This is a genomic window from Neisseria sp. CCUG12390 (genome assembly GCF_047837985.1).
Lineage (GTDB): Bacteria > Pseudomonadota > Gammaproteobacteria > Burkholderiales > Neisseriaceae > Neisseria.
In genome coordinates this window covers 152,797-173,615 of record NZ_CP181244.1, presented here as the reverse complement: position 1 = coordinate 173,615, position 20,819 = coordinate 152,797, and the positions used below count along the sequence as shown (strand labels likewise).

General features: G+C 43.0%; 29 protein-coding genes and 1 tRNA gene. 2 read left to right on the top strand and 28 right to left on the bottom strand.

Going from position 1 to position 20,819, the window contains the following annotated elements; genetic code table 11:
• Nucleotides 1–13: 13 nt before the first annotated feature.
• From ACM67E_RS00930 to hrpA, 5 genes are all read right to left on the bottom strand, one after another.
• Nucleotides 14–580 carry a uracil phosphoribosyltransferase gene (locus tag ACM67E_RS00930; RefSeq protein WP_416191793.1) on the bottom strand — a complete coding sequence of 189 codons (567 nt, stop codon included), beginning with the start codon at nt 578–580 and terminating at the stop codon, nt 14–16.
• A 1-nt stretch (nt 581) separates the two neighbouring features.
• On the bottom strand, nt 582–1,889 hold the full coding sequence (locus ACM67E_RS00925) for a haloacid dehalogenase-like hydrolase (protein WP_416191792.1): 1,308 nt from the start codon (nt 1,887–1,889) through the stop codon (nt 582–584).
• Nucleotides 1,798–2,754: a radical SAM protein gene (locus ACM67E_RS00920; protein WP_416191791.1), complete on the bottom strand. Its 957-nt coding sequence runs from the start codon at nt 2,752–2,754 to the stop codon at nt 1,798–1,800. The genes ACM67E_RS00925 and ACM67E_RS00920 overlap by 92 nt, the downstream gene beginning before the upstream one ends.
• The gene (locus ACM67E_RS00915) at nt 2,751–3,992 is read right to left on the bottom strand and encodes an ankyrin repeat domain-containing protein (protein WP_416191790.1); all 1,242 of its coding nucleotides are present in this window, start codon (nt 3,990–3,992) and stop codon (nt 2,751–2,753) included. Before ACM67E_RS00915 ends, ACM67E_RS00920 begins: the two co-directional genes overlap by 4 nt.
• A 298-nt stretch (nt 3,993–4,290) precedes the next feature.
• Complete coding sequence (hrpA, locus tag ACM67E_RS00910; protein ID WP_416192705.1) at nt 4,291–5,688, bottom strand: ATP-dependent RNA helicase HrpA; 1,398 nt, start codon at nt 5,686–5,688, stop codon at nt 4,291–4,293.
• Between the two features lie 231 nt (nt 5,689–5,919).
• On the opposite strand from hrpA, the gene ACM67E_RS00905 reads away from it, so the two are divergent.
• A tRNA-Met gene (locus ACM67E_RS00905) sits at nt 5,920–5,996 on the top strand.
• A 415-nt stretch (nt 5,997–6,411) separates the two neighbouring features.
• Here the strand turns inward: ACM67E_RS00905 and ACM67E_RS00900 are convergent.
• The 5 genes from ACM67E_RS00900 to nadD all read right to left on the bottom strand — a co-directional run bounded on the left by ACM67E_RS00900 (nt 6,412) and on the right by nadD (nt 10,349).
• Complete coding sequence (locus tag ACM67E_RS00900; RefSeq protein ID WP_416191789.1) at nt 6,412–7,524, bottom strand: porin; 1,113 nt, start codon at nt 7,522–7,524, stop codon at nt 6,412–6,414.
• 333 nt (nt 7,525–7,857) lie between these two features.
• Entirely contained in the window at nt 7,858–8,367 is a 510-nt protein-coding gene (locus ACM67E_RS00895; protein WP_416191788.1) for a c-type cytochrome, read from the bottom strand.
• Between the two features lie 174 nt (nt 8,368–8,541).
• Nucleotides 8,542–9,012, bottom strand: coding sequence for a 23S rRNA (pseudouridine(1915)-N(3))-methyltransferase RlmH (rlmH, locus tag ACM67E_RS00890; RefSeq protein ID WP_416191787.1), 471 nt, complete (start codon nt 9,010–9,012; stop codon nt 8,542–8,544).
• Nucleotides 9,013–9,225: 213 nt separating this feature from the next.
• Complete coding sequence (gene rsfS, locus ACM67E_RS00885) at nt 9,226–9,612, bottom strand: ribosome silencing factor (protein WP_416191786.1); 387 nt, start codon at nt 9,610–9,612, stop codon at nt 9,226–9,228.
• Nucleotides 9,613–9,740: 128 nt separating this feature from the next.
• Complete coding sequence (nadD, locus tag ACM67E_RS00880) at nt 9,741–10,349, bottom strand: nicotinate-nucleotide adenylyltransferase (RefSeq protein ID WP_416191785.1); 609 nt, start codon at nt 10,347–10,349, stop codon at nt 9,741–9,743.
• Between the two features lie 199 nt (nt 10,350–10,548).
• On the opposite strand from nadD, the gene ACM67E_RS00875 reads away from it, so the two are divergent.
• The gene (locus ACM67E_RS00875) at nt 10,549–11,430 is read left to right on the top strand and encodes an NUDIX domain-containing protein (RefSeq protein ID WP_416191784.1); all 882 of its coding nucleotides are present in this window, start codon (nt 10,549–10,551) and stop codon (nt 11,428–11,430) included.
• Between the two features lie 590 nt (nt 11,431–12,020).
• Here ACM67E_RS00875 and rplQ read toward each other — a convergent pair.
• The 18 genes from rplQ to rplN all read right to left on the bottom strand — a co-directional run bounded on the left by rplQ (nt 12,021) and on the right by rplN (nt 20,620).
• Entirely contained in the window at nt 12,021–12,386 is a 366-nt protein-coding gene (gene rplQ, locus ACM67E_RS00870; protein ID WP_416191783.1) for a 50S ribosomal protein L17, read from the bottom strand.
• A gap of 24 nt (nt 12,387–12,410) precedes the next feature.
• Nucleotides 12,411–13,397 carry a DNA-directed RNA polymerase subunit alpha gene (locus tag ACM67E_RS00865; RefSeq protein ID WP_416191782.1) on the bottom strand — a complete coding sequence of 329 codons (987 nt, stop codon included), beginning with the start codon at nt 13,395–13,397 and terminating at the stop codon, nt 12,411–12,413.
• A 25-nt stretch (nt 13,398–13,422) separates the two neighbouring features.
• A complete protein-coding gene (gene rpsD / locus ACM67E_RS00860; protein WP_416191781.1) occupies nt 13,423–14,043 on the bottom strand; it encodes a 30S ribosomal protein S4 in 621 nt (206 codons plus the stop codon).
• Nucleotides 14,044–14,062: 19 nt separating this feature from the next.
• Entirely contained in the window at nt 14,063–14,458 is a 396-nt protein-coding gene (gene rpsK, locus ACM67E_RS00855; protein ID WP_002216249.1) for a 30S ribosomal protein S11, read from the bottom strand.
• Nucleotides 14,459–14,476: 18 nt separating this feature from the next.
• On the bottom strand, nt 14,477–14,839 hold the full coding sequence (rpsM, locus tag ACM67E_RS00850; RefSeq protein WP_416191780.1) for a 30S ribosomal protein S13: 363 nt from the start codon (nt 14,837–14,839) through the stop codon (nt 14,477–14,479).
• A 67-nt stretch (nt 14,840–14,906) separates the two neighbouring features.
• Entirely contained in the window at nt 14,907–15,020 is a 114-nt protein-coding gene (gene rpmJ / locus ACM67E_RS00845; RefSeq protein ID WP_003697674.1) for a 50S ribosomal protein L36, read from the bottom strand.
• A gap of 19 nt (nt 15,021–15,039) precedes the next feature.
• Nucleotides 15,040–15,258 carry a translation initiation factor IF-1 gene (gene infA, locus ACM67E_RS00840; protein ID WP_003684714.1) on the bottom strand — a complete coding sequence of 73 codons (219 nt, stop codon included), beginning with the start codon at nt 15,256–15,258 and terminating at the stop codon, nt 15,040–15,042.
• Between the two features lie 4 nt (nt 15,259–15,262).
• Entirely contained in the window at nt 15,263–16,573 is a 1,311-nt protein-coding gene (gene secY, locus ACM67E_RS00835) for a preprotein translocase subunit SecY (protein WP_416191779.1), read from the bottom strand.
• A 13-nt stretch (nt 16,574–16,586) separates the two neighbouring features.
• Nucleotides 16,587–17,021, bottom strand: a complete 435-nt coding sequence (rplO, locus tag ACM67E_RS00830; RefSeq protein WP_416191778.1) for a 50S ribosomal protein L15 — start codon at nt 17,019–17,021, stop codon at nt 16,587–16,589.
• A 2-nt stretch (nt 17,022–17,023) separates the two neighbouring features.
• A complete protein-coding gene (gene rpmD / locus ACM67E_RS00825; RefSeq protein ID WP_003684808.1) occupies nt 17,024–17,209 on the bottom strand; it encodes a 50S ribosomal protein L30 in 186 nt (61 codons plus the stop codon).
• Complete coding sequence (rpsE, locus tag ACM67E_RS00820; protein WP_095502538.1) at nt 17,202–17,720, bottom strand: 30S ribosomal protein S5; 519 nt, start codon at nt 17,718–17,720, stop codon at nt 17,202–17,204. The genes rpmD and rpsE overlap by 8 nt, the downstream gene beginning before the upstream one ends.
• 17 nt (nt 17,721–17,737) lie before the next feature.
• Nucleotides 17,738–18,091 (bottom strand): 50S ribosomal protein L18, encoded by a 354-nt coding sequence (gene rplR, locus ACM67E_RS00815; protein WP_095502537.1) that lies wholly within the window; start codon nt 18,089–18,091, stop codon nt 17,738–17,740.
• A 13-nt stretch (nt 18,092–18,104) separates the two neighbouring features.
• Entirely contained in the window at nt 18,105–18,638 is a 534-nt protein-coding gene (gene rplF / locus ACM67E_RS00810) for a 50S ribosomal protein L6 (RefSeq protein ID WP_416191777.1), read from the bottom strand.
• 13 nt (nt 18,639–18,651) lie between these two features.
• A complete protein-coding gene (gene rpsH / locus ACM67E_RS00805) occupies nt 18,652–19,044 on the bottom strand; it encodes a 30S ribosomal protein S8 (protein WP_416191776.1) in 393 nt (130 codons plus the stop codon).
• Nucleotides 19,045–19,058: 14 nt separating this feature from the next.
• A complete protein-coding gene (gene rpsN, locus ACM67E_RS00800) occupies nt 19,059–19,364 on the bottom strand; it encodes a 30S ribosomal protein S14 (protein ID WP_096294502.1) in 306 nt (101 codons plus the stop codon).
• 2 nt (nt 19,365–19,366) lie between these two features.
• On the bottom strand, nt 19,367–19,906 hold the full coding sequence (gene rplE / locus ACM67E_RS00795) for a 50S ribosomal protein L5 (protein WP_416191775.1): 540 nt from the start codon (nt 19,904–19,906) through the stop codon (nt 19,367–19,369).
• Nucleotides 19,907–19,915: 9 nt separating this feature from the next.
• Nucleotides 19,916–20,239: a 50S ribosomal protein L24 gene (gene rplX, locus ACM67E_RS00790; RefSeq protein ID WP_095502533.1), complete on the bottom strand. Its 324-nt coding sequence runs from the start codon at nt 20,237–20,239 to the stop codon at nt 19,916–19,918.
• A 12-nt stretch (nt 20,240–20,251) separates the two neighbouring features.
• On the bottom strand, nt 20,252–20,620 hold the full coding sequence (rplN, locus tag ACM67E_RS00785; RefSeq protein WP_416191774.1) for a 50S ribosomal protein L14: 369 nt from the start codon (nt 20,618–20,620) through the stop codon (nt 20,252–20,254).
• Between the last annotated feature and the right edge of the window lie 199 nt (nt 20,621–20,819).

Sequence of the window (20,819 nt, the reverse complement as noted above, 5' to 3'; positions counted from 1 at the left end):
CTGAAAATTCACATCATAATGTCCCAAACAATCTGTCCCCTGTATCGGGACCTTTGCCATTTTGAATGGTAGTAACCTTTGCACCTTGATATTGGTTGGGTGATACACGTACAGTCATTAGATTAAAGTTTTCAAACCGTGAAACCACATTACTTGGTATTACTGTTGTTGCAATAATCGTAGATTTCTGAATATTTTCAGGCAGCCCTTTATAAATGTGTTCAATGCTTTTGCCTGAATTGATAACAGCATCTGCCAATATAATAGTTCTGCCGCTGCTTGATGTAATGGTATCGCTGTCTATTTGTTCTGCAATAAAATAAACGGCAACATCGCAGCCTTTCTTTTCTAAACCGTCACTAATACCCAAACCAAATGGCAGACCTGCCCGCATCAATATCCATACTGCAAATTTTGATTGTATAGGGTTGACAATATGAATGGCTTTGCCCATGTGCACCCCTAAAGCATAATGTGCTTGCCTTAACCGAAATCCAACTTGTTTTGAACTGCTTTTGCAGCATTCAATCCAATGTTGCTCATGTACCGCCAAATGTTCTTGTAAGATAAAAATGCTCATGTTAAGTTGTCTTTTCAAAAAGCTGCTTAATGGGATAACGCCATTCAGTTGCAAAAATCTGCTGGATTTTGGTGTTCAGGCCGCCTGAAAAATACCGGATTACCGCTTGATTAAGTTTTGTATGAGCAACAATATAACTTTGCTCTGCAACTTCTAACATGGGTATATCAATGATTGAGTCACCAATAGCAATAACGTGAATACCGTGCGCCTGAAAAGCAAGAGTAATGTGCTTTTTTAGCCTGGGGGTAACAAAGAAATTTGATGCCCCACCGATGGAATTACCCCATACTTGCTCAATACTATCCAATCTATCAGCTTGATATTGCCACAATTGCAATATACCCGAAGTTAAAATACAGCAATACGCATTTTGCTTTTTAGAAAAAAGCCATACATCATTGCTGATTTGTATTTTAGATACTGCGTATTGGATGGCTTTTTCTCGTTGCACATCATCAAGATGCTGATAAAGGCGTTGCACTTGAAAAAATTGATAACTGCTATATCTATCGCCTTTAAAAATCTGTTTCAACTTAGATTTATTTATACTGGAGACATCACAAAAATCATAAGTAGTATCGTTTGTTGCCAATGTATTATCGCCGTCTAGCAAAACAACAGTTTGATGTTTGGTTCTAGCGTTTTCTAGAAATTCTTCTACAAGCTGTTTGGCTATTATTGGATAGTCAAACCGACTAGAAAAATCTCTTATCCATTGAGTAATAAACCAAATGCAATCTTGTGTTTGTCCATCTAAAATAACCAGCTCTTTATCAAGCTCATCACACGCATTACTTAACCCTTGTATTTCAAAGTGTTTCCATTCGTCAATTTCATCTGGTTGTATCGTTAGGTCTTGCGCCTGCCGCGGATTACTTCTAGAAAACTCTATGATTTTTTCTGTTGGTGTATCCAAATAGAAGAAATGGTCGTAACAATATTTATCGGAATCAGTAAAAACCGTATTAAAACCCGCCTCATCTATAAATGCATAGTGTCCATCTACAAATACCACATCATGCGTTAATGCAGTTTTATCCACAATGTCAATAAAATGCTTACGCAAGACAGTCCGCTTTTCTTCATCAGCCTGTTTTAACGGTATGTTGTACTCCTGATTGGAAAGTTGGTTCAATGTTGCTGAACCTTTAATATGAACAGCAGAAATTCCTTGCGTTTTCAAATAGGCGACAACGCGCTCAAGCAGATAATCTTTACCTGAGCGTGATACGCCATATACGGCTATTTTCATCTTGGCTGCTTCCTTTTCCTGCAACATATTTATCGTAATAACATTCGCCATCATCAAGCGATTTCATTTGTTTCATTTGCATTTCTACATCATGAAGCGGTAAATCAAATGCACCATAATTGTAGGCATCGTTGCCATAAAATCTACCGCACGGATAAATCCCACGCTTAGTAATAAAAATATTGGTTCTACCTACACCACATAAATTGCCATACATAGTGCAGTCATATTTTCTTTGATTATTGGGGTCTAATTGACGTAATTTGAGCGGGCTGTCTGAAAATGAATTTAAAAAATCACGAAACTCTATGGCAGAGACCACTAAATTTTCATCGTTCGAATCAAACAAGCGAGAAAAAGTAACGTTCTTAAACTGGTTACTCAGCAAAAAATTATGCAATTCATCACGATGTTTTATTGTTTCTTGATGCACCGTGCAGTTAATAGGCGGTTTTTGATTAAATTTTATTTTATATTTGCCAATACCTTTAAAGACATCTTTAAACCGCTCTCTTCCAATATTATGAAGCTCTTCGTAGCCATCCAACGAAATATTGAGTTTAATAATTGATTGGTTTTCAAAGAAAAAATCTAGCATATCCTTTTTAAAAACCGTACCGTTGGTAATTGTATAAAATTGCAGCCGTGAATATTGCTTTTCTTTCACATGGTTAATCAGCGTACGAATTTTTTCAAACTGTAATAACGTTTCACCTGCACCAACAATACCGATTTTGAAAACAGGTATATCATTTTCTAAAACATAACGGTAAATATTGTCGGCGATGGCAATCATTTCATTACTTTCAAATTCTTGACTTAACCCACTTAATTTACCATTTTCTTCATTTTGAAAATGACAGTATGAGCATTTCAGATTGCATAACTCACCCAAAGAAATACAGGCTCTGTCTATCATGATTTATCCTTAAACAGCTTTTGAATATGCTGATAATTGATTTGGTTAGGGTTTAAATAATCTACCGCTTTTTTATTTTCACGACTTCTGATGTGTTTATCGGTTTTATCAGCAAGTAGATTAATAATGGCAGTATTGTTTTTGATACAGGATTTAATCAGTGCGGTAAAACCATTACTATCCTGCTGATTGGTACAAGCACCTTGTGATAGAAAAAATTCTACGCCTTCCTTAAAACCACTCCATGCAGCAATCATTAGAGGTGTATTCCCTGCATTCTTGCCACTACTGCCCAAATCTGTATCAGCATGGTAAGTTGTTAGAAGCTTGATAACCGACAAGTCTTTTAATTGTGTGGCATGGTGTATCGCAGAAAAACAGTATTTATATTTATCCTGTTTATCCATATCAATATTCGGCAACTCAGCTAGAAACTTAATCATGGGTAGATTTCTGTTTCTAACTGCAGCAATCAATGGTGTAAATCCAGTATCAGGATCATGCAAATTAATGTCCACGTTGGTCAAATCAAAATTTTGTGCTTCAACCAACTTGCCAGCTTTAACTAAAGCAAAAAATTCAATGGATTTAACCAAATCAATGTCTTGTTGCTGCTTATCAGTAAACTGAAGTAAATAGTTTTTTGGCGTAATAGGAATAACGTTTTTGGTGTGTGAAGCCAGAAACTGAAAATAAATATCATCTGATAAAAGATAAACATCAGCACTCGGATTGGCTTTGGCTTTTCTAATTGCAATATCGGCAATTTTTTCATCATTATTGCCATCATTCTTGATATTTTTACCAATAACAAGATTATCTAGCCCTGCCGCTCTCATCTTTTCAATACCTGCCATAACCAGCCAAGCATTCTGCTTTACCCCGTCTCTTCCCTTATCTTTCTGGTAATTAAGTTCGGAAATGACAATATCAGGAATAATTACTTCATCAAACCGTTCAATTAATTCTTCGATAAATGAAGGACGTTTAAGCAGAGCGGAAGTATCTACTACCACAATATCCTGTCTACCTGATGTGTTACCCAAAATTTTATCGGTTGAAGCATCAAAAATTTTTGCCAACTTTAAAAGCTGCGATGATGAAGGTTCGGTCTTGCCGTTTTCCCAGTTGGAAATAACAGGACGTGCAGTGTTCATTTTGTCTGCAAGGTCTTGCTGGGACATTTTATATTTCTCCCGAAAAGCTTTGATATTTGTTCCTATGGTTTCTGTAATCATAATTGACAATTTTTCTGTTTTATTGGATTTTCTGGATTAAAAACGAATTGAATTTTAACCAAAATAGGGAGAGTGGAGAAATAAAAATAACGCAATGTATAGATTTGTTACATGATGTCATCAGGCATGACAAATGTTGTTTGAGTTTAAAATTTTGAGGGCAGAAAATACAGACTATTTTCCGCAACAACCCTGATACTGCACAATTTCTCAAACGAAAAAGTGCTGGTTAAATGCATTTTTTCAAAGGAAATAATGATTTTTTGGCAAAACAGGTTCAGGCTTCTTTCTTATATTTTCAGACGGCCTCCTCCACCGCCCCCAATTCCAGCAACACCTGATACCCGTCGTTGATGTACCGCTGGTCGGGGGCTTCGAGAAACGGGAAGGCGGCGACGTCGCCGAGTTTGAGGGCGGCCATGCGCAGGATGACGGCGGCGAGGTTGCTGCGGACGATTTCGGGGTCGGTGAACGGGGGGCGTTGGTTGAAGTCGTCTTCGGAATAGAGGCGCACGGCGATGCCGGCGGAGACGCGTCCGCAGCGGCCGGAACGCTGGCGGGCGGCTGCTTGGGAGATTTTCTCTACATGAAGCTGCTCGACTTTGGCGCGGGCGGAATAGCGTTTGACGCGGGCGAGGCCGGTGTCGATGACGTATTTGATGCGGGGCACGGTGAGCGAGGTTTCGGCGACGTTGGTGGCCAAGACGATGCGGCGTTTGCTGCCGCCGGGGTGGAAGATTTTGTGCTGTTCGGCGTTGGAGAGGCGGGCGAACAGGGGCAGGATGTCGTCGTGGCGGCGCAGCGGGGATTTGCGCAGGGCTTCGGCGGCTTCGCGGATTTCGCGTTCGCCGGGCAGGAAGACGAGGATGTCGCCTTCGCCGTGCCGCGCCAGTTCGTCGGCGGTGTCGACGATGGCGTCGGCGATTTCTATTTCGGCCTCGTCTTCGTCTTGCGAATGCAGCGGGCGGTAGAGGATTTCGACGGGGAAGGTGCGGCCGCTCACTTCGAGCACGGGCGCGCCGTTGAAATGGCGGGAAAAGCGTTCGGCGTCGATGGTGGCGGAGGTGATGATGACTTTCAAATCAGGGCGGCGCGGCAGGAGCTGTTTCAGGTAGCCGAGCAGGAAATCGATGTTCAGGCTGCGTTCGTGCGCTTCGTCGATGATGATAGTGTCGTAGGCGGTGAGGAAGCGGTCGGTCTGCGTTTCGGCGAGCAGGATGCCGTCGGTCATCAGTTTCACGCTGGCGTCGCGCGAGGTGTTGTCGTTGAAACGTACTTTGTAGCCGACGGCCTGCCCGATGGGGCTGCCCAATTCTTCGGCAATCCGCTCGGCTACGGAACGCGCCGCCAACCGCCGCGGCTGCGTGTGCCCGATCAAACCCGCCGCGCCGCGCCCGAGTTCGAGACAGATTTTGGGTAGCTGCGTGGTTTTGCCCGAACCGGTTTCGCCGCAGATGATGGTTACTTGGTTGTTTGCAATGGCGTTTTTGATGTCGTCCAACCGCTCGTGCACCGGCAGCGTGCCGTCGTACTGCGGCTTCGGCAGCGCGGCTTGGCGTTTCAGGTAGGCTTCATGCGATTTTTGATATTTTTTCTGCACGGCGTCCAAGCCGCCGAAACGTTTCGGGTTTTTGAAGGCGTTTTGCAGGAAATGGCGGTCGCGGGAGAGGGTTTGGGAGAGGTCGGGCTGGGGCATGATTTGAGACATGGACATCGGTTTAAATTATTGGAAATTACGCGAATTATAGCAAAAGGCCGTCTGAAAAAGGCGGAAAGCGAAAAGAAAGCCCCTGTCTGCTTTATCGTGACCACTGTATTTTTCAGACGGCCTTTCTGCCCCAATCCGAGCACTTACAGGGTCATTTGAACATATTTTCAGAAAATACTTGACTCATCCGCACTTATCACTTATAGTTACATTCTCTGACGCGGGATGGAGCAGCATGGTAGCTCGTCGGGCTCATAACCCGAAGGTCGTAGGTTCGAATCCTGCTCCCGCAACCAATATCAGAAAAGGCCGCTTTGAAAGCGGCCTTTTTTATATCTGTTCAAGGCCATGAACCTGAACTCGTTTCGGGAATTATCATTCATCCCGCCGGGTCGTCTGAAAATTTGTCCGACTTTTTTTCAGACGGCCTGATAATAAATCTGTCTCCGATTATTCGCCATACTGTACAAACCTGCACATTTCAAAGAACGCCCTCCGAACAAGTAAGAGAATCCAAGCCTATCGGCTTCAGCAATACAGAGATTACGGGAATGCTTCCGGATTCCTGCCTGTGTAGAAATAGCAAATGTAGAGTGGTTGGTTTAATTTGAAGTTTAGCAAAGGTATCCGCATATGCCTTACTGCAAAATCACCAAGGCCGTCTGAAACCTGAATCGGTTTTCAGACGGCCTTGATGCTTTGTTTCCTAAATCAGAACTTGTGATGCAACGCGATTTGCGCACCGCCGTGTTCGATTTTGCCGGTGGTGGTCGCATTCAACCGTGTTTTGTCACCCATCACCAGATAACCGGCCTGGCCGCGGAGGGATGTGCGCTTACTCATATGGTAGTCACCGCCAATCACGATTTGATCGTATTTATCCACCAGAATGTCTTTGCTGTTAACCCCTTTTGCCGCCCAGCCGTGTGCGTAAACCAATTGCGGCTGCCAGTTGCCCGAGCGGTAAGTCAGCGCAATGGCGGCATCGGTCACTTTTACGGCTTCGGTTTTATCGGCGAACAGGCTGTTGCCGCCGAAAGTTTTTTTATTGCCGGTCAACAGACTCAGGTATTTGTTGCCGCTCTCATTGCCTTTTGCATGCTGTACGCCGACACCGACCTCCAAATTTCCCAAATACAGGCCGCCGTCGATACGCGCGATGTAGCCGTCTTTCAACTTGCCGTTACCATCTGCATAGTTGTTTTTCTTGTGGCTGTATGCGGCTTTGGCAAAGGCTTTGCCGCTCTTGTAATTCAGGCCGAGCATTAATTCGTCTTTGGCCGCTTCTTCATGCGCGTAACGGTCGTCAGGATTTTGGTTGTCGCGCGGCGCGTATTGGATAATACCTTGGAAACCGTTGAATACCGGCGTATCGTAACGTGCCGACAAAATGCGTTTGCCTTCGCGGTTGTAACTGCTCAAACCCAATGCGCTGCCGCGGTTGAAAATCCATTTGTCCAAATCAACCATTTCATTGTATTGGTTGCTCAGATAACCGGTGCGGATTTTACCGAATTTGCCGTCCACGCCGATAAACGAATCGCGCGTGCCCCAACCGTCGTATTGGCTGACGGTGGAAACGCGCTGCTCCATCTGCCAAATCAATTTGGCATCTTCGCCCAGTTTTTCACTGCCCTTAAAACCGATGCGGGATAAGTGATCATTGATGCCGGTGCTTGTGCCTTTTTCGGTCAACCCGTTACTGCCTTTGATTTTCACGCCCTCGACGGAAACGCTGTTGCGGATTTCGCCGTACAAAGTGACATCGGCGGCGGCGTGGCTGCCCAAGCCGAACAAAGCGGCAGCAAGGATGATTTTTTTCATGATGGCTCCTCTGAATAATTCATTTTGAACATTTCAAATGATTATAAATGAATTTAAAGCATGAATATTCAAAAAAATAATGAATTTTTTAACACTAAGCCGTGCAAATGATTCATCAATACAGAAATCAAATTCAGCTTCCGCCCCGATATTTCATGAATACACTAAAATATTCTTTAAAAATAATTTTTAAAATCAGAGTATTATTACTTTTCCAGTAGCAACCTCGTGTTATTCCTATCATCATGATGCCTTACCGGACAATCACAAAAAAGGCCGTCTGAAACAGAATTTATCTGTTTCAGACGGCCTTTTTTGAGGCTTTTAAGTGAATCAGTCTTCTACGCGGAAAGAATCATGGCAGGCTTTGCAGCTTTGGCCTACCTCGCCAAACGGTTTTTTCACCGCATCCAGATTACCTTCGGCGGCAGCCGTTTTCAAAGCGGCGGTGGCCGCAACGAATTTTTCTGCGGCCTGTTTGAATTCTTCGTGCTTGCTCCACACTTCGGGTTTGGCATCAGGCGATTCTTTTGCACTTTCTTCGGTATAGTGCTGCCAAGGTTTATCGGCATTCTCCGCCATCGTATCGGCCGCAGCTTGGAAGGCAGCAGCATCAAACGGCGTTTCGCCCTTAATCATTTTGCCCATGGTGCCGGAAGCGTCTTTGAAAATATCCATCAAACGCTCGCGCTCAGCAACGGAAGCGTTGGCACTGCCAGCAGGTGCTGCCGACGTTGCCGCAGAAGCTTGCGCCGCATCGGCAGGTTTGGTTTCGTTTTGGCCGCCGCACGCGCTCAGCAGCATCACCACCAGCGCACCCATTGTCCACAGAGTTTTATTCATGATTGTGTTCCTTGTATGTTATATGATTTTTTAATTTTTTGACCAGCAGTTGAAATGTATCAGAAATCTTCTCAAAATCAAGCAATTGATGCAGATTTATATTTGTTAACACAATCTTCCAATCTTAAGACTGTCTGAATTTCAGACGGCCTTGATATGCGCAAAATATCACGGTTATTCACGGTGGTAAGGATGATTGTTCAAAATGGAAACCGCACGGTAAAGCTGTTCGGTCAATAACACGCGCACCATGCCGTGCGGCATGGTCAGGCTGGAAAGCCGCATCATCAGGCGGGCTTGCTGCTTGAGATGGTCGGTCATGCCGTCGGCACCGCCAATCACAAAGCATACGTGTTCACCGTTTTGCTGCCATGTTTTCAAGTATTCGGCCAATTCGACCGAAGTGGGTGCTTTGCCTCTCTCGTCCAGAACCACTAAAAACGCGCCCTGCGGAATCGCTTCCAGTATGCGTTTTTCTTCCGCTGCCATTCCCTGCGCAGCATTCACGCCCGCACCGCGCTTTTCGGGCTTGATTTCTTTCAAGGCATAGTTCACCTCGCGCCCGAATCGTTTGGCGTACTCGTTGACGGCTTCATCCACCCATTTTGGCATTTTTGTGCCGACGGCTAAGACGGTAATATTCATGTTCTTATCTATATAGGTTAAGTATCCGGATTTTGCGCAATCTTTGTTTTGGTTACATTTTCTTGCGGCACGCAGCCCGAAAATTTATCTGGTTGACCGATAGGTTTCGTTTTTTACGCTGCCGTCACTTTGAACTGCACTTATTAAGTTGCAAAGTTCAGGCCGTCTGAAAATTTTCAGACGGCCTGCAACCATACAAAGCGGATGACGGACTTAATCGGCCGCATGCCAAGGCTTTTGCATTCCGGCTTCAAACGCCGGTTTTTCGCCACCCCACAGGGTATCAATGTCGTAATAATCGCGCACGGCAGGCAGCATCACATGTACCACCAAATCGCCGGCATCGACCAAAGTCCATTCGCCGGTGTCGCCCTCTTGACTCAAGATTTCAAACCCGGCTTCTTTCAAATCAACGGCTACGTTGTTTGCCAGCGCTTTGACCTGTCGGGTACTGTCCCCCGTGGCCACAATCATGCGGGCAAACAATGATGTTTTTTCATGGGTTTCCAACACGGAAATGTCTTTGGCTTTCACGTCTTCCAACGCGTTGACTGCGATTTCGACCATTTTTTGCAAATCGAGTAATTCTTGTTCGTTCATTTCATTCCTAAATAATGTCTTTCAGACGGCATTATAGCCTATATGTCTGAATTTAAGCTATTTTTACGGTTTTGCAGACACAGGTTTTCAGACGGCCCGAAGCGGTTCATGCCTGTTACTGCTTTGTATCAACGGTATAAACCGTGCTGCTCGATATAACGTGCGACGGCCTGCGGAATAAGGCCGTCTGAAAGTGTTTGATTTTCCAAAGCCGCACGAATCCCGGTGGAGCTGATATTGTACAAAGGAGCCTGCAATATGCGCAGGCTGCCGTTTTGCAAGGCCTCGCCCAACCAAGCGTGCAGTTCGCGCGGTGCTTTGTTCAAGCTGTCACCCTCACGCATGGCCACAGCGATATTGACCTGACGCACCAATGTTTGCCATTTTTTCCATGTGTGCAGTTTCATCAGGCTGTCGCTGCCCAAAAGCCACCACAGTTTGGCCGTTGGAAATTGCTGGCGGAAAATCTGTACGGTGTCAAAGGTATAGGTTGCGCCTTCCCTGACCATGTCGCAATCACTGAGTGCAAAACGCGGATCGCCGGCGATGGCCAACTCCGTCATCATAAAGCGGTGTTTGGCTGAAGTTTGCGTGTTTTTCGGTTTATGGTAGGGATCGCCCGCCGGTAAAAAAATGACGGTATCCAAACCGATTTCGTCGGCAAATGCTTGCGCGATGTGCAGGTGCCCATTGTGTATGGGATTAAATGTACCGCCGAAAAGTCCGATGTTTTTCATGTTCTGCTGTAAATGGATAAGGTTGAACATATACTGCCGATAATTAAAGGCCGTCTGAAAATTTTATACGCAATATTATCACGCTTTACCCGACCGTATGCCGGGTATCGGAATGGGCAGGAATGACTTTTACTAAAGTTGCAAATCGGGACAAACATATTACAATCTGAAATACAAACGATAACAAGGTGTACTAAATATGTCTGCAGCCCCTCAATTTTCTTATGCTTTAAGCGATAACATACACGATAAATTGTGGCAATGGGCACAAGCCAATTATGGATTGCACGGCTCATGGCAGACTCTGTGGCTGAACCATTTACCCTTAGGCCGTCTGAATGCGCAATGGCAAGCGCAAGTTCAAAAAGATTGGCCTGGCGAATGGGAGGCGCGTTCAGACGGCCTGCATTTGCGTTCAGACAGCTGGCTGAGTTTGAGCGATGCACTGCAGCACATGGCGCACGGCTGGAAACAATTGGGTATATTGCACGGATGGCGCAACGAACGTTTCGATGTTTACCACGGAGATAAAGTGCTTTTCCCACTTGAACGTGCTGCCTTTCGGCCACTGGGCTTAATGAGTAAAGCGGTACATTTAAACGGTTTTACTTTCAAAGACGGGGAATGGCAACTCTGGATTGGCAAAAGAAGCGAATACAAAGCGGTTGACCCGAATAAACTGGATAATCTGGTCGGTGGCGGCGTATCGTGCGGTGAAGACATCAGAGAAACCGTCTTACGCGAAAGTGAAGAAGAAGCCGGTTTATCAGCTCATCACATGCAAAACCTGATTTTATGTAATCGTTTGCATAGTTTACGTCCTGTCTCTCGGGGGCTTCATAATGAAATTCTCTACATCTTCGATACCATATTACCCGTTGAAACCATTCCGGAAAATCAAGACGGCGAAGTGTCCGGATTCGAATTGATGAACATCGACCGTATAGTAGATGCTATGCTAAGTGACGCAATGATGAGCGATGCGCAACTGGTCATTTTAGATGCTTTCGATCGCTACCGGCTGATTAACCCACAACATGAACTATCTAAATGGCTGAAGTCCATAAAAATAAATGAATAACCCGCTATTGACGCATGGCACCGATAAGCGTCTCAATAAGCCAGATATGGAATAAAACAGTTGGCCAGAGGTAAAAGCCATCAAAAGAAAAACTCAAAACAGACTAAAATTCTTATTCAGTGAAATAAACCGCTGCTTCTTTTGCAAGACCAAAAGCAACTGACCAAAGTAATTACCTGTGCGAATATTCTGACAAACTGTATTCAACGATTCTGCCTAAATCTACGACTGCCTGCATGCCAGATTCTTTTAGTGTAGTGGAATTTATCGCTACCTGTAGACTGCCTGCTTGTTCAAAAAGTCAGAAATACGTTTCAAAATGAGAAAATTGGTGATATAGATTGTTTGACATCAAATATCAATTAATAGCTTAAATATAATATTTAAATTTAGACGCTTTACAAAGATCTTTAGACGTATTTTTCATAGGCAATTGTATGAGCAACACGACTATTTCTTATTCCTGTATCGGTGTCTAAAAATATTACATAGACAAGATAACGACCATTTGATAATTAAGGCAATAAAAAATGAACTAAAAAAGGTATCATCTGCTAATTCACAGATGATACCTTTCTATTTTTTACCGATTATTCAGCAGCTTTATCGACTAATTCCACCAACGCCAAAGGTGCGTTGTCGCCCTTACGGAAACCGTATTTCAGTACACGAACATAGCCGCCGTTACGAGCAGCAAAACGTGGACCTAATTCGTCAAACAATTTAACCACCACATCACGATCGCGAGTACGGTTAAATGCCAAACGACGGTTTGCCAAAGAAGGTTTTTTACCCAAAGTAATCAAGGGTTCTACCACGCGACGTAATTCTTTTGCCTTAGGCAAAGTGGTCACGATAGTCTCGTGAGTCACCAAAGAATTAGCCATATTGCGCAGCATCGCAGCGCGGTGGCTGCTGGTACGGTTTAATTTACGGTTACCATTACGATGACGCATGTCATTATCCTTTAATCTTCAAACTTACGGCTTTTCTAAGCCTACAGGCGGCCAAGCTTCTAATTTTGAACCTAAGGTCAGCCCTTTAGAGGCCAACACTTCTTTGATTTCATTCAAAGACTTACGACCTAAATTCGGAGTCTTGAGAAGCTCGGTTTCAGTACGTTGAATCAAATCGCCAATATAATAAATATCCTCAGCTTTCAGACAATTAGCTGAACGTACAGTTAACTCCAAATCATCTACCGGACGCAACAAGATAGGATCGATTGGAGGAGCTTTTTCCTCAATCTCTTCAACCGGTGTGCCTTGCAAATCAGCAAAGATAGACATTTGGTCAATTAAAATACGTGCGGCACTACGTACAGCTTCCTCTGGATCAATAGAACCATCGGTCTCAATATCTAAAACCAATTTATCTAAATCAGTACGTTGCTCTACGCGTGCAGGTTCAACTTCAAAGCTAACACGACTGATGGGCGAAAAACTCGCATCCAACTGAATAGCACCAATCTGTTTATTTTCGTCGCGAAGTACACGGCGACCTGAAACTGATTGATAACCACGGCCTTGCTCAACTTTGATTTCCATTTCAACTTGACCATTATTAGACAAGTGACAAATCACGTGCTCAGGATTCAAAATTTCCACGTCGTGCGGCAATTCAATATCACCTGCAACAACTGCACCGGCACCTGATTTTTTCAAAGTTAACTGAACTTGGCTACGACCATGTAATTTAAATACAATACCTTTGATATTCAATAAAATGTCTACAACATCTTCTTGAACACCATCAATAGTAGAATATTCATGTAATACACCGGCAATAGCTACTTCAGTTGGCGCAAAACCATTCATAGAAGACAGTAAGATACGACGCAAAGCATTACCCAAAGTATGACCAAAACCACGCTCAAACGGCTGCATTGAAACTTTTGCACGTGTAGTAGACAAAGTATCTACATCAATTTGACGAGGTTTCAAAAATTCGGTTGTGCTATTTTGCATTTAACTGTCCCTCACTGAGCTAGCATTATTTAGAGTAGAACTCTACCACCAGCTGTTCATTAATATCGCCAGTCAATTCTGAACGATCAGGCATATTTTTGAATATACCTTCCAATTTATCTGCATCAACTGAAACCCAGCCAGGCAAACCGATTTGAGTTGCCAAACTCAAAGCCTCTTGGATGCGCACTTGTTTTTTAGCTTTCTCACGAACAGCTACAACATCACCAGCTTTAACTTGGAAAGAAGGAATATTCACAACTTGCCCATTAACGGTAATTGCTTTGTGAGACACTAGCTGGCGAGCCTCTGCACGGGTAGAGCCAAAACCCATGCGATATACAACGTTGTCCAAACGGGATTCCAATAATTGCAGCAACAATTCACCAGTAGAGCCCTTACGACGTGAAGCTTCTGCAAAATAACGACGGAATTGACGCTCCAATACGCCATAAATACGACGGATTTTTTGTTTTTCACGCAATTGCAAACCATAGTCCGACAAGCGTGGTTTTTTAGCACCGTGTTGACCTGGTGCAGAATCCATTTTACATTTTGACTCTAAAGAGCGGCGAGCACTCTTTAAAAATAGATCTGTACCTTCACGGCGTGCCAATTTACATTTAGGGCCAATATAACGTGCCATGTTTCAAATCACTCCAATATTAAATACGACGTTTTTTAGGTGGACGGCAGCCGTTATGAGGCAACGGGGTAACGTCAGTAATGCTGGTAATCTTGAAACCAAGAGCGTTGAGCGCACGTACAGAAGATTCACGACCTGGGCCTGGGCCTTTAATGCGAACTTCCAAATTTTTAACGCCATACTCTTGGGCAACTTTACCAGCTGCTTCTGCAGCTACTTGAGCTGCAAACGGTGTACTTTTACGTGAACCTTTAAAACCAGCGCCGCCAGAGGTAGCCCAAGACAATGCATTGCCTTGACGGTCAGTGATTGTAATGATGGTATTGTTAAAAGATGCATGAACATGAACAATACCTTCGCTTACGGTTTTACGCACTTTTTTACGTACACGCGAAGCTGTGTTTGCTTTAGCCATTAATTAATTTCCTTAAAATTATTTCTTACCTGCAATCGCCTTGCGCGGACCTTTACGAGTACGTGCATTTGTGCGAGTGCGTTGACCGCGACAAGGTAAGCCACGACGATGACGGAAGCCGCGATAGCAACCCATATCCATCAATCGTTTAATGCTCATCGTTACTTCACGACGCAAGTCACCTTCAACCTCATAGTTAGCAACTTGTTCACGCAAAGCATCCAATTGAGCCTCGTCCAAATCTTTTGCTTTTACGGTAGGTGCAATATTTGCAGCCTCACAAATTAATTTAGCACGAGTCGCACCAATACCGTAAATAGCTTGTAAACCAATAACGATATGGGCATTATTAGGGATATTTACCCCTGCAATACGAGCCATATTTTTTTCCTTTTAGGGCAAAGTAGGTCACTATACCACAAAATCAGATTAAGAGAAATAAACACTCTTAGCCTTGACGTTGCTTGTGACGCGGATCAGTACAAATTACACGAACTACACGATTACGACGAATAATTTTGCAGTTACGACAAATTTTCTTTACAGAAGGTTGTACACGCATTTTTGTTCCTTTATACAGTCTATCTTGCTCTGAATACAATACGAGCACGGGTTAAATCATAAGGCGTTAACTCAACAGTTACTTTATCACCCGGAGAAATTCGAATATAATGCATCCGCATTTTTCCAGAAATATGACCTAAAACCACATGGTCGTTCTCGAGTTTAACTTTGAATGTTGCATTCGGCAAAGTTTCAAGAATTTCGCCTTGCATTTGTATGGTATCTTCTTTAGCCATAGTCTTACTTACGTGATAATGATTTCATATCGGGACGATTCATTAGGCTCTCATATTGCTGGGTCATACGATAGGAATTTATTTGTGTACTAAAATCCATCGTTACCACAACCAAGATTAATAGCGAAGTACCGCCCAAATAGAAAGGTACATTTAATGCAGTCGTTAAGAATTCTGGAATCAAACAGATGATGGTAATGTATAAAGCACCAAAAAGGGTTAAATGCAATACTACCTTCTCTAGGTACCTAGAGGTTTGATCACCTGGGCGAATACCTGGTACAAAAGCCCCACTCTTTTTCAAATTCTCCGCCATTTCTTTTGGGCTGAATACCAATGCCGTATAAAAATAACAGAAGAAAATAATCGTTGCTGCAAATATCAGAATATAAAGCGGCTGACCATGTTGGAGCATGGCGGCAATTTTGTGCAACATACTGTCTGTATTGTTTGAACCAAACCAACTTAACAAGGTAGAAGGAAACAAAATAATACTAGAAGCAAAAATTGGCGGAATAACCCCAGCCATATTTAATTTAAAAGGCATATGAGCATTTTGACCTTGTCCAACATGACCAAATTGTCTTTTGGCATAATGAACAGGAATTTTACGTTGCGCACTTTCAAAATAAACCACAATATAAATCAGTAGCAATGCACCGATTATAATAGACACCGTCATCAACATACTCATCGCACCTTGACTGGTTAATGTCCAGAGCTGGAGAATCCCTGCCGGAATACCGGCGGCAATACCCGCTGTAATAATCAATGAGATACCATTGCCAATACCTCTTTCAGTAATTTGTTCACCCAACCACATTAAGAACATGGTACCGGTAACCAAACACACTACTGTTGAAATATAAAATTCCAACTGATTTGCAACGACAATACCTTGTTGAAAAACGAAAGTTGCTACACCAAAACTTTGCAGAATAGCCAGCAACACAGTGCCATACCGTGTATATTTCGTAATGATTTTACGACCAGCCTCGCCTTCTTTTTTCAACGCCTTTAAGGAAGGAAGAATTTCAGAAGCAAGCTGCACAATAATCGAAGCCGAAATATACGGCATAATACCAATTGCAAATATACTAAAGCGCTCCAACGAACCTCCTGAGAACATATTTAACATTCCCAGGATACCGTTTCCAGCGCTTTCGTATAACTTAGCTAATGCAACAGCATCTACACCCGGCACTGGAATATGAGCACCAATACGGAAAACAACCAATGCCCCGATTAAGAACAATAGGCGTTTTTTCAAGTCTCCAAATTTAGATAAACCTGAGGAAGATTGTTGACTAGCCACTGTAATTTAAGCCTTATTCTTCAACTTTACCACCAACAGCTTCAATTGCTGCTCGTGCGCCTTTAGTTGCTTTGATGCCTTTTAAAGTAACAGCTTTTGAAAGCTCACCAGAAGCAATTACTTTCACATTAGTAGCATTTGCAAAAATTAGACCCGCTTGTTTCAATACCAACAAGTCAATTTCTGATACTGCAACCAAGGCCAACTCACTTAAACGTACTTCCGCATTTGATGAAGCAGTCAAAGATTTAAAGCCACGCTTAGGCAAACGACGTTGCAAAGGCATTTGACCGCCTTCAAAGCCTACCTTATGAAAACCACCGGAACGACTTTTTTGGCCTTTATGACCACGACCACCGGTTTTACCTAAACCACTACCAATACCGCGACCAACACGACGGACTGAATGGGTTGCACCTTCAGCTGGTTGAATAGTATTCAAAAACATATTTAAGACTCCACTTTCAACAAGTAGCTGATTTTGTTAATCATACCACGGTTTTCAGGGGTATCTAAAACCTCAACAGTATGCTCACGACGACGCAAGCCTAAGCCACGTGCGCAAGCACGGTGAGATTCAATAGTACCAATCAAACTTTTAACCAAAGTAACTTTGATTTTTTTCTGCTCAGTCATGGCCAGCTCCTAAAATATCCTCTACTGTCAAACCACGTTTAGCAGCAATATCAGCAGGAGTGTACAATTTTGATAAGCCATCTAATGTAGCGCGTACAATGTTGTAAGGGTTGGTTGAACCATGTACTTTAGCAGAAATGTTGTGGATGCCCATTGCATCAAATACTAAACGCATTGGACCACCAGCTTTTACACCACTACCTTCTTTTGCAGGTTGCATAAATACACGGGTAGCGCCATGACGACCGATTACTTCATGATGAATGGTACCATTTTTCAAAGGTACTTTAATCATAGAGCGACGAGCTTGATCCATTGCTTTTTGAACGGCAACAGGCACTTCTTTAGATTTGCCTTTGCCCATACCGATGCGGCCATCGCCATCACCTACTACAGTCAGCGCAGAGAAAGCCATAATACGGCCACCCTTAACGACTTTTGTTACACGGTTTACGGCAACCATTTTTTCGATTAAGCCGTCACCGCGTTCTTCAATTTCATGTTTTGCCATCTGAAAGTCTCCAAATATTAGAAGCTTAAACCATTTTCACGAGCAGCTTCAGCTAATGCTTTTACACGGCCGTGATATTGGAAACCAGAACGGTCAAAAGCAACTTTCTCTACACCTGCTGCTTTTGCTTTTTCTGCAATACGTTTGCCAATCAATGCAGCTGCCTCAACATTACTGCCTGATTTTAAGCTACTACGTACTTCAGATTCCAAGGTAGAGGCTTGAGCCAATACTTTATCACCTTCAGCACTAATTACTTGAGCATAAATATGATTATTGGTGCGAAACACGCATAATCTTACCATTTTCAAGTCCGCGATACGAGCACGGGTTTTGCGTGCACGACGGAGTCGGGTTGCATGTTTATTCATTAGTGAACCTCAATTATTTTTTCTTGGCTTCTTTCATCACCACTACTTCACCTACATAACGTACACCTTTACCTTTGTAAGGCTCAGGAGAACGGAATGCGCGAATTTCAGCAGCAACTTGACCAACAGTCTGTTTATCCGCACCAGTCAGAACGATTTCAGTTTGACTAGGAGTTTGAACAGAAACACCTTCAGGCATTTCGTAAACGATTGGATGAGAAAAACCCAAAGACAAATTCAAAGTTTTACCTTGAGCTTGAGCACGATAACCCACACCAATTAATTGAAGTTTTTTCTCAAAACCTTCAGAAACACCTTTGACCATGTTATTAACCAAAGCACGGGCAGTACCGGACATTGCATTTGCTTGCTTGGTATTGTTTGCCGCAGCAAAAGTCAACATACCATCTTCTAATTTAATATCGACATCAGAATTCAAAGGAAATGACAATTCGCCATTTTTGCCTTTAACAACCAATACGTCTGTTCCAAACTTTACTTCTACACCAGCGGGAACAGTCACTGGATTTTTAGCTACGCGTGACATTTATAATTCTCCACTAGGCAACGATGCACAACAACTCACCGCCCACGCCCTCAGAGCGTGCTTTACGATCAGTCATTACACCTTTAGAAGTACTTACAATAGCAACACCCAAGCCATTCATTACACTTGGAAGCTCGCTAGAAGCTTTATAAATACGCAAACCAGGACGTGAAACACGTTTAATTTGCTCAATAACAGGGCGACCTGCATAGTATTTCAGTTGAATTTCCAATACTGGTTTTGCATCAGCAGAAACTGTGAAGCCCTCGATATAACCTTCCTCTTTCAAAACTTCTGCAATCGCGCATTTTAATTTTGAAGAAGGCATGGCAACTGCTACTTTATTAGCGCGTTGCGCATTGCGAATACGAGTCAACATATCGGAAATAGGATCATGCATACTCATTATTAATACTCCTATTACCAGCTAGCTTTTACAACACCCGGAATTTCGCCACGCATAGCGATTTCACGGATCTTAATACGACCCAAACCGAATTTACGGAAAGTGCCGCGAGGACGACCTGTCAGCGCACAACGACGACGTTGGCGTACAGGTGCCGCATTGCGCGGAATTGCTTGGAATTTTAAACGAGCTTCAAAACGCTCTTCATCAGAAGCATTCGAATCATTAATAACAGCAAAAATTTCTTCACGCTTAGCTGCGTATTTTTTCGCTAAAGCTTGACGTTTCAGCTCACGATTAATAAGTGCTTTCTTAGCCATGTTTAACCTTTGAACGGAAATTTAAATAAAGATAATAAAGCTTTCGCTTCTTCATCAGTTTTGGCGGTAGTTGTAATGGTGATATTCAAACCACGCAAAGCATCAATTTTATCGTATTCAATTTCCGGAAAAATGATTTGCTCACGCACACCCATATTATAATTGCCACGACCATCAAAAGACTTACCGTTTACACCACGGAAGTCACGTACACGAGGCAATGCAATAGTAACCAAACGATCTAAAAATTCAAACATTTGATCGCGACGCAACGTTACTTTACAGCCCACAGGGTAGTTATCACGAATTTTAAAGCCCGCAATAGACTTACGTGCAACGGTTACTACTGGTTTTTGACCAGCAATCTTTTCCAAATCTGATACAGCGTGCTCCATTACTTTTTTATCAGCAACGGCCTCACCAACACCCATATTCAAGGTAATTTTCTCAATACGAGGAACTTCCATAATGGATTTGTAACCGAACTGTTTTACCAACTCAGGAACTACCGCATCTTTGTAATACTCTCTCAAACGAGCCATGATATCTCCTTATGCCCCAATGATAGAGCCATTAGATTTAAAGAAACGAACGCGCTTAACTTTACCTTCGCTCTCAATCAACTTAATACCAACACGATCAGCTTTATTGGTTTCAGGATTTAAAATTGCAACATTTGAAATTGCGAGAGGCATTTCTTTAGCAATAATACCACCTTCAACACCGCGCATAGGATTTGGCTTTTGATGGCGCTTTACTACGTTTACACCTTCAACAACAATTTTATCACCCAAGATGCGAGCCACTTGACCTTGCTTACCTTTATCTTTACCAGCAATAACGACGACTTTATCGCCTTTAATAATTTTGTTCATCGCTTCTTTTCCTTATAAAACTTCAGGTGCCAATGAAACAATTTTCATGAAGCGCTCAGTACGCAACTCACGAGTAACTGGACCAAAAATACGGGTACCTAGAGGCTCAAGCTTATTATTCAACAATACAGCTGCATTGCTATCAAACTTAATCAACGCGCCATCTGGACGACGGACGCCTTTAGCAGTACGAACAACTACTGCATTGTATACATCACCTTTTTTAACACGGCCACGAGGCGCAGCGTCTTTAACTGCAACTTTAATAATATCGCCAACCGAAGCATAGCGACGCTTAGATCCACCTAATACTTTGATGCACATTACACGACGCGCACCAGAGTTATCAGCCACATCTAAGATGGTCTGCATTTGAATCATGTTATTACCTTTAAATTAACCAACTTAATTTACCTTTTTCATCTGATTCATAACTTAGAGTTAAGCTACTATCACATGAAACCTTCTCGGTTCTAGTAAACCAGTCTTGGATCCCGACGGGAAGAAACTTTCAGAAGAAACTGAAAGATAAGAAACGAAGTTTACACGCAAATTAGATTTGCTGCAAGACTTCGTTTCT